The 17,095-nt window shown below is 43.5% G+C and carries 13 protein-coding genes; 4 read left to right on the top strand and 9 right to left on the bottom strand.

All coding sequences use genetic code 11. The features are described from left to right. Positions 1–329: 329 nt before the first annotated feature. Positions 330–953, top strand: a complete 624-nt coding sequence (locus AC787_RS20975; RefSeq protein WP_054026563.1) for a sensor domain-containing protein — start codon at positions 330–332, stop codon at positions 951–953. 563 nt (positions 954–1,516) lie between these two features. Here the strand turns inward: AC787_RS20975 and AC787_RS20970 are convergent. The 3 genes from AC787_RS20970 to AC787_RS20960 all read right to left on the bottom strand — a co-directional run bounded on the left by AC787_RS20970 (position 1,517) and on the right by AC787_RS20960 (position 6,740). After that, positions 1,517–3,205 carry an extracellular solute-binding protein gene (locus AC787_RS20970; protein ID WP_054026562.1) on the bottom strand — a complete coding sequence of 563 codons (1,689 nt, stop codon included), beginning with the start codon at positions 3,203–3,205 and terminating at the stop codon, positions 1,517–1,519. Between the two features lie 105 nt (positions 3,206–3,310). Continuing rightward, the gene (locus tag AC787_RS20965) at positions 3,311–4,921 is read right to left on the bottom strand and encodes a response regulator transcription factor (RefSeq protein ID WP_054027185.1); all 1,611 of its coding nucleotides are present in this window, start codon (positions 4,919–4,921) and stop codon (positions 3,311–3,313) included. Continuing rightward, on the bottom strand, positions 4,899–6,740 hold the full coding sequence (locus tag AC787_RS20960) for a sensor histidine kinase (RefSeq protein WP_235561029.1): 1,842 nt from the start codon (positions 6,738–6,740) through the stop codon (positions 4,899–4,901). Before AC787_RS20960 ends, AC787_RS20965 begins: the two co-directional genes overlap by 23 nt. A gap of 141 nt (positions 6,741–6,881) precedes the next feature. On the opposite strand from AC787_RS20960, the gene AC787_RS20955 reads away from it, so the two are divergent. Then, a complete protein-coding gene (locus AC787_RS20955) occupies positions 6,882–7,832 on the top strand; it encodes an ABC transporter permease (protein ID WP_054026560.1) in 951 nt (316 codons plus the stop codon). A gap of 15 nt (positions 7,833–7,847) precedes the next feature. Then, complete coding sequence (locus AC787_RS20950) at positions 7,848–8,720, top strand: carbohydrate ABC transporter permease (RefSeq protein WP_054026559.1); 873 nt, start codon at positions 7,848–7,850, stop codon at positions 8,718–8,720. A gap of 178 nt (positions 8,721–8,898) precedes the next feature. Here the strand turns inward: AC787_RS20950 and AC787_RS20945 are convergent, their stop codons facing one another. The 4 genes from AC787_RS20945 to AC787_RS20930 form a co-directional block, all read right to left on the bottom strand. Next, complete coding sequence (locus AC787_RS20945; protein ID WP_054026558.1) at positions 8,899–9,729, bottom strand: carbohydrate ABC transporter permease; 831 nt, start codon at positions 9,727–9,729, stop codon at positions 8,899–8,901. Between the two features lie 12 nt (positions 9,730–9,741). Then, positions 9,742–10,641, bottom strand: coding sequence for a carbohydrate ABC transporter permease (locus AC787_RS20940; protein WP_054026557.1), 900 nt, complete (start codon positions 10,639–10,641; stop codon positions 9,742–9,744). Between the two features lie 75 nt (positions 10,642–10,716). Then, positions 10,717–12,036, bottom strand: coding sequence for an ABC transporter substrate-binding protein (locus AC787_RS20935; RefSeq protein ID WP_054026556.1), 1,320 nt, complete (start codon positions 12,034–12,036; stop codon positions 10,717–10,719). Between the two features lie 51 nt (positions 12,037–12,087). Continuing rightward, positions 12,088–14,181 (bottom strand): amylo-alpha-1,6-glucosidase, encoded by a 2,094-nt coding sequence (locus tag AC787_RS20930; protein ID WP_054026555.1) that lies wholly within the window; start codon positions 14,179–14,181, stop codon positions 12,088–12,090. Between the two features lie 247 nt (positions 14,182–14,428). On the opposite strand from AC787_RS20930, the gene AC787_RS20925 reads away from it, so the two are divergent. Continuing rightward, a complete protein-coding gene (locus tag AC787_RS20925) occupies positions 14,429–15,439 on the top strand; it encodes a LacI family DNA-binding transcriptional regulator (RefSeq protein WP_054026554.1) in 1,011 nt (336 codons plus the stop codon). A 101-nt stretch (positions 15,440–15,540) separates the two neighbouring features. Here AC787_RS20925 and AC787_RS20920 read toward each other — a convergent pair whose 3' ends face one another. Together AC787_RS20920 and AC787_RS20915 are read right to left on the bottom strand one after the other, a co-directional pair. Continuing rightward, on the bottom strand, positions 15,541–16,380 hold the full coding sequence (locus AC787_RS20920; protein WP_054026553.1) for a class I SAM-dependent methyltransferase: 840 nt from the start codon (positions 16,378–16,380) through the stop codon (positions 15,541–15,543). Position 16,381: 1 nt separating this feature from the next. After that, complete coding sequence (locus AC787_RS20915) at positions 16,382–17,095, bottom strand: polysaccharide deacetylase family protein (RefSeq protein ID WP_268760197.1); 714 nt, start codon at positions 17,093–17,095, stop codon at positions 16,382–16,384.

Raw genomic sequence — 17,095 nt, 5'->3', positions numbered from 1 at the left:
TTTAGCGATGAATCTACTATTTGCTCCAATTTGCGTTTATTTTACTTTTCGGCGTATATGATGCATCAATGGCATAACATTTCTACATGTCCAGCAAACAGTGAGAATCGAGTGCGTTTTGCTTCCAAAAAACTCATGTTTTAAAAGGTTTAATGCGCATATTGGTTGAGAGGACGCAGCATACGGAGCGGTTGGTCTGAGTCAATTTTTATAAAAAAAGATATCCATACTAGACCAAAGTCGAGCACCCAATCCAGTCTTTGGATGAATGCTTAAGCAGAATTATGCCTCTATACTGAAGGAAGTGTTGGTAGGAAAGGGGTTTAGAAATGCAAAAACAAAGTGCCGTAAAAGCTTGGACTATGCTTCTAATGTCGCTTCCGAAGGGAATCGTAGCATTTGTAATAGCTGTTACAGGTTTATGTGTAAGTTTACCGCTCATTATCCTATGGGTTGGGCTGCCCTTGCTGGGGGCAACACTCACAGCTTGCCGCTGGATGATGGTCAAAGAGCAGCAATTCACTCTAGATTGGTATCGAAGTGATTCCCAATCGCTTCATAGGTTGGATGATAAACTATCCCTCCGCTGGGAAGGTTGGCGGTCATTGCTTAGTCTTCTTGGAAAAGGTCAAACTTACCAAGGTGTTCTGTACAGCATATTGCAGCTTCCGATTGGTATTGTAGGGTTTACATTAGGGATTGTCCTGCCGGTTACCGCCTATGCAGTCATGCTTTCTCCATTTGCCTATAAGGTAAGTATAGATTTCTTCAACTTAGATCTGTTTCAGTCCAGCTGGTCCTTCTTTCCTTTTTACTTAGAAATTACTTCTGCACAGCGCTCTTGGATAGCTGGCGGGATCGGTTTAGTGCTCGTATTTCTGCAGCCGATGATATTGCGAGCTCTTGGACGCATGTATGCCGCATATATTCAGATGGTATCGAAGACCATTTAGCCACTACACAATACAAACAAATCCAACACCTTTATTAGCACGGTGGCAATTGATGTGCTGGACGGCTACTTCTCACGAATGATGCATACTGCTGAATACTCGAACTAACGGACATACAAGCCGCTATTTCCAATAATTACGACCAAACTGGATTTTAACGGACACAGAAGCCGTTATTCAAGCGAAAAGGCACTAAATTCAAGTACTTGAAGCCAAATAACGGCCTCTATGTCCGTAAGCTCTGCAAAAACAGCCGATTACATGAAAATAAGCGCTCTGGTGTCCGCTACGCTCAACAGGTCTGTTCCATCCGCTCCACACAGCACCGTTCTACGCCGAATCTTCCGCTACTCCTGCACCATTTGCCTCATTTCGCAAACAATCGTCCACCACTCACGTACCCTCCGTACCGATCCACACACAATCATCCGCCACTCACGCACCACCCACTCTATCCCCCTTTTTTGTCTTGTTCATGCCATCCATCATCTCCCCCCATTAGCACCGCCAACCCACCACACAAAAAGAAAAGCCCGCAGAAAACTCTGCGGGCCCCACTCTTATTATTTCGAAACCGATTTGAACCACTCATTAACTTCTTTCGTGATTTGATCTCCGCCATTTGCTTTCCAGCTGGATACAAATTCGTCGAATGCATCAACCGGCAATTTACCGTAGATGATTTTGTTGAATGTTTCCATTTCGGACTGACGCAGAAGATTCCATTTCGATACCATCGTTTCTGTTGCTGCACCTGTAAAGTAGTTTTGTTTGCGAATATCCTTTTGATCCATAACCACTTTCGCTGCATACCAGTTTTCCGGTTTACGGAATTCAGCCGTTTGTTTCTCGTAAGGCGTTTCTGGAGCAGCTCCGTCAGCAAGCTTAACCAAAGTTGTCATAAATAGATCAGGAATACGAGCCGGACCTGTTAGGAACGGGAATTCATTCGTAAATCCAGGAATTTTATCTTTGTTACTAGTTGGTTGACCGTCTACTTCATCCCAGTCATAACCTTTAGCAAACCCATGTTCATACTCGCTGCCAACAGCAGGATTCGCTAGGTTATCGAGCAAGAAGTTATAGTACAAGAAAATGGCTTCCGGATGCTTCGCATCTTTGTTAATCATAATACTAGCGTTTACGCCAGAGTTTTGCCATTTTGTACCCATATAACCATCCGGACCTGCTGGTACCGGGTAAGCTTTATATTTGGAGCCTGGTACGTTTTTCAACAAATCTGGAGCCGGCCAATCTGGTACCCAGTTTGCGCCTGGCAGGATGCCTGCTGCGCCTTTTGTCCAGCTTTCTGCTGACTTGCCTTCATCCCACAAAGCGGAGTCTGCATGGATATAACCTTTGTTCATCCATTCCTGTAGCTTAGCAAGTGCTGCTTTTGCTCCTGGATTAACGGAACCGTATTCAAGATTTCCGTCTTTATCCTTGTTCCATTGTTCTTGAACTGAGCCATATGCTCCGAATAACCAATCAAGTCCGCCCATCCAAGTGTTCGTAGCGCCTTTCAAAGAAATCGCTAGTGGATAAACATCCTTTGGCGCTAGGCCATCAGGGTTCTCGTTTTTGAATTTGTCCATAATTACTTCTAGATCTGCAATTGTTTTTGGAGCCTCTAGTTTCAGCTTCTCCATCCAGTCTTCACGAAGCCAAAGCAGCGTGTTGTCATTGTTCGTGTATTCCATCAATGGCACATTGTATTTCTTGCCATCTCTTGTGAAGGGATACCAAAGCTCAGGGTTTTTCTCAGCATGGTCCTTCCAAACTTTCGTTGCGTACTTGTCAAACAGCTCATCGATTGCAATAAACTGACCAGAATCGATTAGTTGGTTAGTCAATACAGCGTTTGTTGGTACTTTCACAAAATCCGGAAGCTTCTCGCCAGAAGAAATAGCAAGTTGAAGCTTTTGTCTGTATTGATCATCACTAGCTGGATACCAAGTATCCTTATGTTTAATACCAAGTGTTTCCAGCATCCAACGATCGTGAACGTTGTTTTCCTTCGTATCGCCTTTACCGCCATAATTCTTAATCGGCATTAATACGGTGCTGATTTCAATCGGTGGATCGTATTTGCCAGTGGCGAATGCGCTATCAGCTGTACTCGTACCAGTACTAGTATTCGTTGAACCTGTCTCTTCTTTGTTTACGTTCTTGCCGGTATTACCGCTGCAAGCTGTAACGAAAACGAGTCCCAAAGCTGCAAGCAGAAGCCCTGCTTTTCTGAATTTAGCCATTTTTCATTTCCCCCTACGGTGTAAGATCCTTACATGAGTAACTTTAACAATTTGTACGGGGGGGTATCTATAGGACATTCTTAGTTTCCATAGGACTCTGTTAGGCTATTGATTGCCATCTCTATATTCCTGCGGCGTTACACCATATTGGCGTTTGAACACTTTAATAAAATAGGCTGGGTCCAAATAGCCGATCTCCATGCTAATTTCATAAATCTTCTTGCTTGTCGTCTTCAGCTTGTGGCAAGCTCGTTCCATGCGCAAACGTGATATATAATCACTTATTCCTTCACCCGTCTCAATTTTATATATTTTGGACAAATGGGTAGGATGCAGATTCACATGATCAGCTAATGCACGAAGTGAAACGTCCTCATGCAAATGTTCCTCCGCGAAATTTTGGATCTTCTTCACATAAGAAGAACGTATATCCTTAATTTCACTTGAGGTGCCTTCCTTCAGCTTCGAAAGAACGTTAAGCGACCATTTTCGAAGCTTGCTGATAGAAGTAAAAGCTTCTCCGCTTTGCAGCAGCTCCATATCTGCTCCAAGCAGCTTGACCAGCGTATGCCCATTCCGATGGGCCAGCTGTGTGAACGAGGACGCGATCAAAAATCCAGCCTCCATGCAGTGCTCCCATGAATCGGACCATCTCTCATCCAGTTCCGCACAAACGCCCACTAGTTTATCCTCAGCAGCCTCCCATCGCCCCGCCTCTAGCAAGCTAATCAAGGACGGCGGCATATATAGCGCATCCAAGGGGCCATGCGACATGCTTGGCTCCATATCGCCGACCCGCATGACGAATTCTCTCTCATCCCCAACGATTTGCCTAAAGTAAGCAAACGATTTGCGATAGTGGTCCTGCAGTTGCTCAGGAAAATTGAAGCATTCTGATAGTACGATAGACAAGGAGCCCTTCAAAAATTGTTTTACTTTATGCTGAAGCTGAATCGCAAGCTTCTCCAAAATCTTCTCTTTTCCAAGGAGTGAACTATTATCCTTGAGTTGAAGCAAGAACACCAAATAACCATGTTCCTCCTTGACTCCCCATACTTCAGAAAATTCACTGAAGATCTCTTCGGCCATATTGATAATGGCATATTCCATCAGCTGTTGACCGTTACTTGTATATTGTCCAAATTCCTCTTCCATACGTACGAGCAGCAGCGTACAATCTCCATAGCTGAAGGGGAGGCCGTAGCTTTCTAGCTTTCGGCTCCACTCATCAGCGGACATCCGGTAGCCATTTAGCGCATCAAGCAGCAGTTGACCGCGCAGCAGCGGAAGGTTTTCCCGCAGAGTGTACTCCGTACGCTCCTGTGAGCTGACAGATTCCCATTCCGCTTGCAATTGGTCAATCGCAGTCTTTACTGCACTGAACAAATCGTTATCTGAGGGTGGCTTAAGCAAATAATCTACCGTTTGATTTTGGACCGCTTTTTTGGCAAATTCAAAATCAGAATGACCTGATAAAATAATACATTTCATTCTTTTATCGCGTTTCCGTATTTTCTCTATGAGTTCAATCCCTGTCATTTCGGGCATAAGAATATCCGATATGACAATATCGATAGGATTTGTTTCTATAATTTGAAGCGCCTCATGCGCGGAGTACGCTTTATGAACCTGTTCTATACCTAATGTATGCCAAGGCTTGTGCATGGATAGATTCTCTACCCAGTGTGCTTCATCATCCACGATTATCATCTGCATGTTGTGTGTCTCCTTGTAAAGTAGGATAAGGTCTGTGTTCTTCTCCAGATGCTGTTTCCCAAACCATTTCTGTACGAAATCCTCCTAATGGCGATTTCTTGAAGCATAAGTACGATTTATCGCCAAATTGATGCATGATGCGCTGATTCGTATTCCAAAGTCCGCAGCCCATTTCCTCCTGCAGCGACTCGCCCATTTTGCGATTTAACGCATCAAGTATATCCTGCTGCAGTTCTGGACCATCATCATCAATATATATTTTGCAAAACCCGTCTGACATCTCGCCGGTGATCCGAATTTCTCCAGATGTATATGATTTCCCTATTCCATGAATGACCGCATTTTCCACGATCGGCTGAAGCATAAGCGGCGGTATACGCTGTTTCAGCATTTCCGCTGGAATATCTATTGTATAATCAATTCTACCGTTACGCAGCTTTTGAATGTCCAAATAATTAATAAGCAATTTAATCTCTTCGTCCAGCAGGGCGGTTTGCCTCTCCGTTCGGGTCGTATATCGATAATAGGCACTTAGATTATATGCCATCGACACGACTGCTTCCTGTTCCTTCATTTGAGCCATATTAATTATATAGCCCAGACAATTATATAGAAAATGCGGATTAATTTGAGCCTGCAATTGCTTCAATGTGGCTTCCCTAGACCGGATCTTCTCATGCAGTACATTTTCAATTAAGTCTTGAATTTGTCGTGACATGTCGTTAAAGCGGTAAAACAGAAATGCAAATTCATTATTAACGCTTGAGCTGATACGAAACGAGAAATCACCCCGCTGTACGCTTTGTAATCCCTTGATCAGCTGCCTGATCGGTCGCTGTACATTCCGGTAAAGCAAGATAGAAGCAGAAATGCCCACAACAAATAGCAAAATCATCGAGATATAAAACAGATTGCGACTGATCGATATCGGATTCAATATTTGATCGAGCGGGACAACGTCAACGACATGCCAGCCCAAATAAGATGATTTAACAGAACTCACCAAATAGTTTTCACCGTGCAGCTTCACTACCTGCTGTGTCGTGTCTTCCAGCGACTGCTTGTCCAAATAGGAAATCAGCTCTCCCGAAAGCTGTTGATCCGCACTGCGGTTCGTAATCGGAGCGTCCCCCTTATGATAAAAAATCGGGTCGCCTTGTCCGCCTGCCTTATACGTATCCAGCATGTTTTGAATATTTTCATAACTGAAGCTCGCTTCAATGACCAGATTACTTCCATTAAGTTTACCTTGCTGGCCGTATGATTCTGTATAAAACCAATGAAAGTATCTAGGCTCATTCGGGGCCTGGGCAACGCCATTGCCATAGGTCCACTTCCCGCTCATATTTCGCTTTAAATAATCCTCATCGTACTCAGCAGGATTATTGTAATTTGAGATTAACTCTTTGTTTTGTTGTGAGTATACGGTATATCTGACTGGCCATATATTTATGACACCTGATTGCAATGCCATCTTCTCCTGAACGATAAATCTGGTCTGCATGCGGTCATAACGATCTTCCCATATTTTAAGTCCGTTAAATCTCTGCACATTCGGATCTTTTGAGAATGTATTGGAGAAATCCACCATCTGATTAATCCGCGAGTCAATTTGACTGGACAAAAAGGACAGCTGCCTCGTGTTGGATAACTGAAGCTCCTTGCTGACAACGTTAAAGGCCACGTCGTTTGAATACGTATACATAATAAAAATTGGTATGAACAAAATTAAGATCAAACCATTCATTTTGGAAAACAGACTAAACCGAGCACCCATCTTTCTTTTGACAAATGCAAGACCGTTACTTATCTCCATCATTCATTCCTCCAGACGATATCCCCTAACAAAACCATATCAATCCTAACATTGTCATATAGTACAGTGATAGAAATGCTTGTTACTATATATAGCAGGGTTTCTCTTTATACACAAATCAAAATTATGGAACGGGGGATAGCTATGGAAGCAAACACAGAAAAGCAAGTGACTTTGGAGACCACACCACGAGCAAAAACAAAACACAGATATAAACAACCTTGGATGCTGCATTTCATGGTGCTGCCGGCGGTACTTTCGGTTTTCATCTTCTCTTATATACCGATGACAGGTATTATGATGGCATTTCAAGATTATAAGGCTTCACTAGGAATGATGGGCTCTCCATGGGTAGGTTTGAAGCATTTTCAATACATGTTTCAAAATGATTACTTTTTGCAGATTACGTGGAACACCTTATTTTTCGCTTGCTCCAAAATCGTGCTGAACTTGATCATTCCGTTCATTTTTGCCTTGCTTCTTAATGAAGTTAGGAATATGGGGCTCAAAAGATCGATTCAAACGCTCGTCTATCTGCCTCACTTTCTTTCCTGGGTCACGCTATCAGGAATTTTGATTGATATGCTCGCACAGACGGGAATTATCAATCAATTTATTAGCAATGTATTCGGCATTAAGCCGATTTTCTTTTTAGGTGACGGCGCCTGGTTCCGTTTCACCATTATTTTTAGTGATGTGTGGAAGGAATTTGGATTCAACACGATTATCTTTCTTGCAGCGCTTGCCGGTATTAATCCAGCACTATACGAAGCTGCTGAAGTTGACGGTGCAGGCCGCATCAAGCAAACGACGCATATTACGATTCCATCACTCATTCCAATTGCTATTGTAGTAGCAACTTTGGCGCTTGGTAACGTACTAAATGCAAACTTCGACCAAGTGTTCAACTTATATAGTCCTTTGATTTATCAGCAGGGTGATATTATTGACACCTTTGTCTATCGTGAAGGTCTACTCAGCGGTCAATTCAGCTTTGCAACAGCAGTTAGCTTGTTTAAATCAGGGATCAGCTTGATTCTAATCGTAATCTCTTATCGTCTTGCTTATAAATTTGCCGGTTACCGAATCTTCTAGAAAGGGTGACAACATATGCACCATAAAACACTGCCTTACCGTATTTTCAGCATATTTAACAATGTGTTTTTAATTCTTCTTTCCATACTATGCTTGCTGCCCTTATATCACTTACTTATGGTATCCATGAGTGCATCCGCTCCCGCCAACGCGGGATTGGTCACCTTTTGGCCGATCGGTTTCACATTAGAAGCCTATGCCAAAACGTTCGACAATAGCAATTTCCTAACTTCTTTGTGGGTATCGACACAACGGACCATCCTTGGTACAGCGCTCGCGATGCTTGTTAGTACACTTGCAGCTTATGCGCTATCCAAAGATTCTCGTGTCTTCCGTGCTCGCAATATTTATCTTTGGTATTTTGTTGTAACGATGCTATTTGCAGGCGGTCTTATTCCAAGTTACCTCCTCATCCTTAAGCTCGGACTTATGAATACTTTATGGGCGCTTATCCTTCCAGGTACGGTCGGCGTTTATAACGTTATTCTTTTGCTAAACTTCTTCCGCACTGTTCCTAAGGATCTTGAAGAAGCAGCTTTTATCGACGGAGCTGGCCAGCTTCGTACTTTCTTCATGATTTATTTGCCGATATCCTTACCTGCTATCGCAACGGTTTCCTTGTTTATTATGGTAGGACATTGGAATTCCTATTTCGACGGTATCATCTATATGAAAGATGCCGAGAAGCTGCCTCTCGCAAGCTTCATGCAAACGATTATCGTTCAAAAGGATATGACTAAGCTTGATCCGCAGATGGTTGCCAATATGTCGCAACGAACCATTAGCGCATCGCAGATCTTTATCGGCGCATTACCGATTCTATTGGTTTATCCTTTCTTGCAGCGTTACTTTGTAAAAGGGATTGTCATTGGTGCGGTTAAGGAATAACCTATTGCTTATAACTAGCTCCACTAAATAAACAAAAGCAGCCAATCAGGCTGCTTTTTGTTTTATCTGGCGGGGCTTTTTTGTAGACATCCATAATAACCAAAAACTAACTCCTATTAAAAACGAGCTCTGTAGATGATTCTACAGAGCTCGTTCCAGTAATGTCCTCTTTTTCATGCTATTTACCGCCGGTAAATGTAATCCCCTTAATAAAGAAACGATTGAAGAATGCATAAATCAGCAGTGCTGGAAGCGTAAATACCATAGATGCAGCCATAATGTAATTCCAGTGGCTAATGTACTGCCCCTTGAAAGTATTCAGTCCCAGCGTCAGCGTAAACATCGACTTATCGGACATGAACATGAGCGGCTTCAGGAATTCGTTCCATGCTCCCATGAATACGAAGATCGTCTGAGCTGCTAATGCAGGTACCGCCAGCGGCAGAGCAATTCGGAAAAACACACCGAACCGATTCAAACCATCCATTTCGGCTGCCTCCTCAAGCTCCTTCGGAAAGCTTAGAAAAAATTGCCGCATCATAAAGATAAACGTTGCATTCGCCATCATCGGCAGAGTCAGCGCTGCATATGTGTTCAACAAATCGAGCTGCTTCATAATTAAGTAAGCGGGTACGATCGTCAGTTGGCCTGGAATCATTTGCACTGCCAAGATAAGGATGAACATTACCTTGTTTCCAGCAAATTCAATGCGCGCAAGCGCGTAACCTGCCATCGAGTTGAACAACGTATTGCAAACCGTGGCAACTACTGCAATCAAAGCACTGTTATACATCCACCTGAGGAAAAGCGGTTCTTTGACGAAAATATCATAATAGTTCTGAAAGGTGAACTGTTTCGGAATAAAGTTGATGCCCCCTGATACAATCTCACTGAGCGGCTTAAACGAAGAGGAAAGCGCCCATAGAAAGGGAGCAACGGTGATGCAGCCATATGAGAATAACAGGAAATAAAGAATCGCCTTTCCCCATTTGGATTGTTGAAATACCATCTAGTCGCCCTCCTAGTTCAGCTTTTCTTCGGCAAACAGCTTTCGCTGTATCAGCGTCGCGAGCATAATGACCGCAGCCAGCATGACAGCGAGCGCAGAGGCGTAGCCGAAGTCAAGATTTTTGAAAGCATATTGATAAATGAGCAGCGCTACTGTCAAGGTCGAGTTATTCGGACCGCCTGACCCTGCTGAGAAAATATAAGATTGATCAAAGAGCTGAAAGGTTCCGATGATACCCATCACAACCGTAAAGAAGGTCGCAGGCTTAATCAATGGGAGCGTAATGGAAATGAACCGTCTCCAGCCACCTGCCCCGTCCAGCATAGCTGATTCGTAAAGTGCATCAGGAATGTCTTGCAATGCAGCCAAAAAAACGACCATAAAGAATGGAGCGGTAGACCATATATTCATAAGCATGATCGCCTTCATTGCGACCGCAGGATCTCCAAGCCAGTTGTATCCATGCAAACCGATAAATTCAAGCACTCGGTTCAAAAGACCGTTTGAATTGTATATCCACATAAATATAAGTGATAATACCGCCGACGAAGTGACGGTCGGCATAAAAAATACGATGCGAAAGAAGTTTTTGTATCTGAGCTTAGCGTTCAAAATAACAGCAAGCAAAATTGCAAACGCAGTTTGCAGCGGCACAACAAACAGGGCAAAGGATGCCGTATTCTTAAGCGCAATCCAGGCTCGTTCATCGCCTGCCATACGTGTGAAATTATTAACTCCTACCCATTTGTAGCTTACCTCGCCAAGCAGATTGACCTTATGTCCAGATAAATAAAGGGAATAGAAAACAGGCAAGAACAAAAAAGTACCAAGAACTAAAATGGTTGGAAGCAGGAACAGATAGCCGGTTGCATTATTTTTCAGCTTTTTTCTCCATGAAGAGACATGGGTCATGCTGCACCTTCTCCTTTCATATCATAATCAGAGATTGAAGGAGGGAGGCCACTACGCTCCCCTCCTTCACCCCGTTTACTTTGCTGCTGCGATTTCCTTATTCGCGACAGTTTCTGCTTTATTCATTGCATCCTCAAGCTTCGAATTGCCCATAAATGTATCTACGAACTGATTGTTGAAGTTGCTCATGATCGTAGGAAGTGTAGAGCCTGCTTGCCAAGGCGTCGCATAGGAAGCGCCCGCTACAATTGCGCTGCGCAGTTCATCCTTATCGTAGCCAAGCTCTAGCGATACCGATTTACGTGTAGGAAGCGCGAAACCTTTACTCGTCCACGTTTTCATTCCTTCTTTGCCTGTCAAGAAAGAGATCAACTTCCAAGCTGCTTCTTTCTGCTTTGACTCCTTGTTCATAACATAAGCAACAGTGAAAGCCATAGTGCCTTTTTTGCCATTTACAGTTGGAATCTCAGCTGTGCCGTAATCAAGCTCCTTGTAGTTGGACTCCAGGAATGGAATCGCCCAGTTTCCTTCGAATACGATGGAAGCTTTACCTTGACCGAACATTTCTCCACCCCAGCCAGCCCCTACTTCTTTCGGCTCGCCGGATGTTTTGTCTACATTGTGCATATCTGTTACAAGCTGCAGTCCTTTAAGAGCATCCGGAGCCGCGAATGCAGCGTTGCCGTTCTCATCTGCTACTTTTCCTCCGAATGCTTGAACCATGAACATTTGACGGGCAAGCTCAGGCGCTACACCAAAACCAAAACGTACGGTTTTATCGCCTTCTTTTTTCGTTAGCTTAACTGCTGCTTCTTTCAGCTCATCCCAAGTTGTCGGTGGTGTAGTGATACCAGCTTCTGCAAAGTCCTTCTTGTTGTAGAACATTGCAAGGGTAGAGAAATCTTTAGGGAAACCGTAGGATACGCCATCCTGTTTAAAAGCATCGACCATTGGTTGCTCAAAGTCTGCAACATCAAATTCCGGTGTCACATAACCATCAAGCGGCTCGAGTACATTACGCTCAATAAGTGCCGGTGCTTCGAAGGCGTCCAAGTAAAAGACGTCTGGGCCTTCACCGCCAATAAGTCTTGTTTTAATAACATCCATGTATTGATCAGCAATAACTTCATAATTAACTTTGATATTTGGATATTTAGTTTCAAATTCCTTCAATGTCTGGTTTAGCAAATCCTGCTCTTCTGGACTTGCTCCCCAGCCTGCAAGTGTAACTGTAATCTGTTCAGCGGCTGGCTCTTTTGTCGCCTCTTGTTCTGTACCGCTATTCGTTGCTGTATTACCAGTGTTTTTGTTACCTTCATTGCTCTTGCCACATGCCGTTAACATAAGAACAACTACCAGCATCAAAGATAAAATAGTAACCCCTGTTTTCTTCATCTTACATACAACCTCCTTAATAATATGAACTTTGTATATAAAGCATAAAGCCTATGAAATGAGCAGCTCATATCCTGTCTGATTAGACAATATTTCCACCTCTGGTCCATTGATGCCGCGTGTAATGCGCAGACTTAGAGAGCCGCTGCCAATCTGCAACTGCTCGACCAAAAGCTCGTTCATCCCTTGAAGCAAAGATGGCTTGATCGTAATCTGCTTCGTTAGAGCGTTAGGCTGAAGTCCCAGCAATGCTTGCACGAATGTGAGCGGTGTCCCTGCTGCCCATGCCTGCGGAGAGCAAGCAACTGGATAAGGAACCGGCGCATCAAGCGAATCATCATAACCGCAGAACAGCTCAGGCAATCGGTAATATTCAAACTTTTCTGCTGCATTCAATAATCCTTGCATGACCGTAATAGCTTCCTCTTGGAAACCCAAATAACTAAGACCAAGCAAGCAAAGCGAATTGTCATGCGGCCATACGCTTCCGTCATGATAGCTCATTGGGTTGTAGCCGGCTGCGTCCGTACTCATAGTACGAATGCCATACCCACCGAATAAGTCAGGAGCAACCAGTCTTTTTGCAACCGCGCTCGCTCGCTCATGAGAAGCAATTCCTGACATTAAAATATGTCCTGCATTCGAAGTGACGGAGTCTACGCGCTTCTTATCCTTATCGAGCGCAATCGCATAAAACTGCTCATCCTCCATCCAGAAATCGCGCTCGAAACGAGCTCTAAGCTGTTCTGCATCCTGCTCCATACTAACGGCTTGCTCTTCATGGCCTAAGCTCTTGAATATAGGTGCAAGCCTTGTAAGCGCTTGGTAAACATAGCCTTGAACCTCGACGAGCGCAATGGGAGCCTCTGCGTAGTCGCCGCTTCGGTGAACGATGGAATCAGCAGAATCCTTCCAGCCCTGATTGGCAATACCTTTGGACGATTTCTGATAATACTCCACAAAGGAATCATCATCGCAGTCGCCATATTCCTTAACCCAAGCGAGCGCTGCATTGAGATGGGGCATCAGCTCTTTAACAAACTCAGCATCTCCGGTCCAGTGATAATACTCGGCAGCTAACAGTAGGAAAAGCGGCGTCGCATCGATCGTGCCGTAATACGGCGTAAACGGAACCTGATTAGTACTTGCTAATTCGCCATATCGAATTTCATGCATCACCTTGCCCGGCTGCTCGTCACGCCACTCATCTTCTTTCTGGCCTTGATATGCCGCCATCGTGAGCAAGGTTCCCTTCGCAATTTGAGGATTCAAGGATAACATCTGCAGCGCAGAAATTAAGCTATCGCGGCCAAATGGCACCGAGAACCAAGGCAAGCCTGCAACTGGAAATGCTCCATATCCGATATCGGTAAGCAGCACCCGTAAATCTTGAACCCCACGATGATGAAGCTTGTTAAATAGCGGTACATCGCTTTCGATTGTTGTCGATGAAGCATTCCAATCCGCATAGGATTGTCTCAGCTTAATCATGGCATCCGTTGGCTCGTGCTGCTGCGGCTCGTTACCGTCAATGATTGGCGCAATATAGAAAGCAATTTCATTGCTTTCCCGATGATTCAGTTCCACATCGAAATGCAGCTCGCCCGTCTCACTTATACGACTTTCATTTGTATCCCACTTAATCTTCGTTTCGCGCCGCACATCGTCAGCACCAAGATAGCCAATTACTCTTTCCCGTTGCCCGCTTTTCTCAGCCGTCTTTCTTCCCAAATCACCATGCTGAAAGCCGCGAACGACAAACATATCTGCAAAATCCGCATCCAATAACACGGAGAAATCAAATCGAATGGCTTTAGGATAATAGCTAGTCAGCCTAAAGGTCTCATACAATGCTCCATCATAAATGAATCGCGTGCGTTCAATTTCTACGGATTCACGCCACAAAATAAGCTCGCCTTTCTCTTCCATGTGTGGATTGGTAAGGCGAATCGTAGAGATATAATTCTCATCCGCTGCTGAAGACAATAGTATAGGCTTCTGACCATTGATTCGAATCTCCATCCTGCTTATAAACCGGGTATCTTTTGTATAAAGACCCTGACCGGAAACATCACCTAACGGGATATCTCCATTCCGGTCCGTCATGAGGAATAGATCGTTTTCTTTGATGACTCGATAATCCAAGTGTTTCCCTCATTTCTTTTTTTGATAGCTTCTTGATAATCAAAAAATAATTCCTTTATCCGAAACGTTTCGGAAAAGAGATAAAAAAATATTCAATCTCATTTTCAACGAAACAACCCAACTTTCCAAAACGTTTCGGATAAGTTATAATCGAATTATAGATCATGATGAAAGCATTTACAAGACTCAATTTATTTTTTATTTTTATCATAATACATTACATGTTTCAACATTCCGGAGGTATCCTATGGTTACGATTAAAGATATTGCTAAAGCCGCAAGTGTATCCGTTACGACTGTATCCCGTGCATTGAATGGTTATGACGACGTTAACGAAGGCACCCGGCTCAAAATTAAAACGATTGCAGACCAGCTCGGTTATAGTCCTAATATGGCTGCAAGGTCGCTCATATCGAAGAAAACAAAGACGCTTGGCCTCCTGCTCTCCAATGTTACAAGAGACAGCTCCAAAGACAATATCGCTTTTGAAGTGCTTTGCGGAATAAACGATCGTTCTGGTGAACTCGATTATGACCTTGTATTGTTCAGTACGACACCTCAGAAACAAAAGATAAAATCATATAAAACATTATGTCAGGAACGAGGTGTCGACGGCGTCATCATCATGGGAATTCGATTAGATGATCCCTATTTGAAGGAAATCGTGTCATCAGATATTCCTTGCGTGCTTATCGATATTACTCTCCAAGGGCCTAACGTCGGGTACGTAACATCGGATAATACAACAGGTGCCCTTACCGCGACCAGCCACTTGCTCGATTCGGGACATCGCCATATCGCGATGATAAACGGTCATGAGCAAGCAGCTGTAAGCCTTCTTAGGTTAGAGGGCTACCGTCAAGCACTGCAAAATAACAATGTTTCATTTGATGAATCACTCGTCCTGAATGGTTCATTTTCCGAACATGGAGGAAGAGAAGCAGCACGCAAAATATTGTCCAGCCGTCCTGAAGTGACCGCATTATTTTGCGCAAGCGACTTAATGGCTCTCGGGGCTTTGCAGGGCGTAAAGGATATGGGGAAAAAGGTGCCTGATGATATTTCTATCATTGGCTTCGATAACATTGATTTGACTGCCTATTGCACACCCGCGCTTACTACCGTTCACCAGCATAAATACGAGCTAGGCTCCCAAGCCGCGCAAATCCTTATCGAAATGCTCGAAGGAAAAGAAATGATTCATCATGTCATGCTCGGCACGGAACTAATGCTTAGAGATAGCGTTCGTAAAATTTAATATGAACTTTGGCGCGCGATTAGTAAACAAAGTACATATATAAGCAATAACAACCCAAGTCTACTCGACTTGGGTTACTATTGTTTTTGAGCAGACTGCATTCAGCTCTCCGCCGTTACAGCAAAATAAACAGGAAATACCCCTATCTTCATCCATTCTTTATAGGTGTGAATCTTCATATCTTGAAAACCTGCAGCAGCCAGCTTCGCATTCAAATCCTTTGCGGTTAAAAAGTTTGCTTGTGAGCTGCTAAACTCCTTAGCTGTGCTTCTTGAATGAAAAAGCTTATTTATCGCAAATTTGAAATTTTGTTTTTTGAAAATAGCTCTTCGTGAAAATAAATAATCCAATATGTATCCCGAGCCATGAACGAGCAAAAACACTCTCCCTTGCGGGGAGAGTACACGATAAATTTCCTTAAGCACCTGCTCCACATTAAGATATTGCAACGCTACTCTACAAACGACAAAATCAACAGAATGGTTCGCAAGCGGAATATGATGCACATCTGCTATCCTTGTGATCACCTTGTCGGAAGCATCGCTTCTGTGGAGCATTGCATCTAGCAGCGCGATCTGATTCTCGTCTGAATCGAGTCCATATATCATTTCCGGCTTGTTCTGAAGAAGCGAGAATATCGTTGCCCCTCCCCCGCAGCACAAGTCCAGCATTTTCTTGCGATTTTTGCCCTCTTTGATAAGAAGGGTATCAAATGAATCGGGATTATAAACCTGCCTGTAATATTCGTAACAAGCATAACCAAATGGTTTATCCACAAGCTTGTGTTCTCTGGATACAATGCCATTCACAAGGAGCTCATTCATTTCTTCTGCTGATGGTTTCTGTATATTTACCCTGCTAATCCCCATTTCTTTGCAAAATAAATAAGCGACACCATCTAATAAACGTCTGTTAGAAATAATTTCCGATTTTATGGTCACGCTAATGTATCCCCCCGATTTGAGGATCATATTCGCTTATGGACATACAGTTGAAATCCGACAATAATTTTTTGATTTTTGCGTAAGTATCCCCTAATCCATAGTATCTTCTAATGCCATTCGACCAAGAAGTGTTAAAGATTTGCGGTTGATCGTGGTCTAGATCATATGGATGGATGTAATATACGAAATAATCTCTATCTCCTATAATTTTTCTTGCCCCGCTATAAAAAAAACGATAAGGATACATTCGAAAATATCCCCCGCCGCCCCAAGGAATATTAAGCCCGCCTAAGCGATACACAGGCAGTGGCACCTCCCAAAGATTATCTTTTATTTTAAAAGAGTGAGAGGCCTTTGTGGACAAATTAAATTTGGAATATAAGTTATTCGGTGTATTCGGACTAATGCTTGAATCGTAAGAGAATCCTTCTTCTATTAGAATATCAAGTCCCCAATCTGTCATCGAAAAACAGGGGGCCCGATACCCATTCACACTTGAACCGATTAAATCTTCTAAAATGTCTTTTGACAACCTGATATCCTGTTTGAACTGCAGCGCTGTTTGATGATAAACCAGCCGATGGGAATAACCGTGTGAGGCAATTTCATGTCCTCTTCGATATATTTCTTTTACCAAATCAGGCCTTTTCTCTGCGATCCAGCCAAGGACAAAAAATGTCCCCGTCGAATCATATTCGTCTAGAAGGTCCAG

It is taken from the genome of Bacillus sp. FJAT-28004 (genome assembly GCF_001280845.1).
Lineage (GTDB): Bacteria > Bacillota > Bacilli > Paenibacillales > Paenibacillaceae > Pristimantibacillus.
Note: the sequence above shows the minus strand (reverse complement) of the source record. Positions and strands in the feature narration are given on the sequence as shown.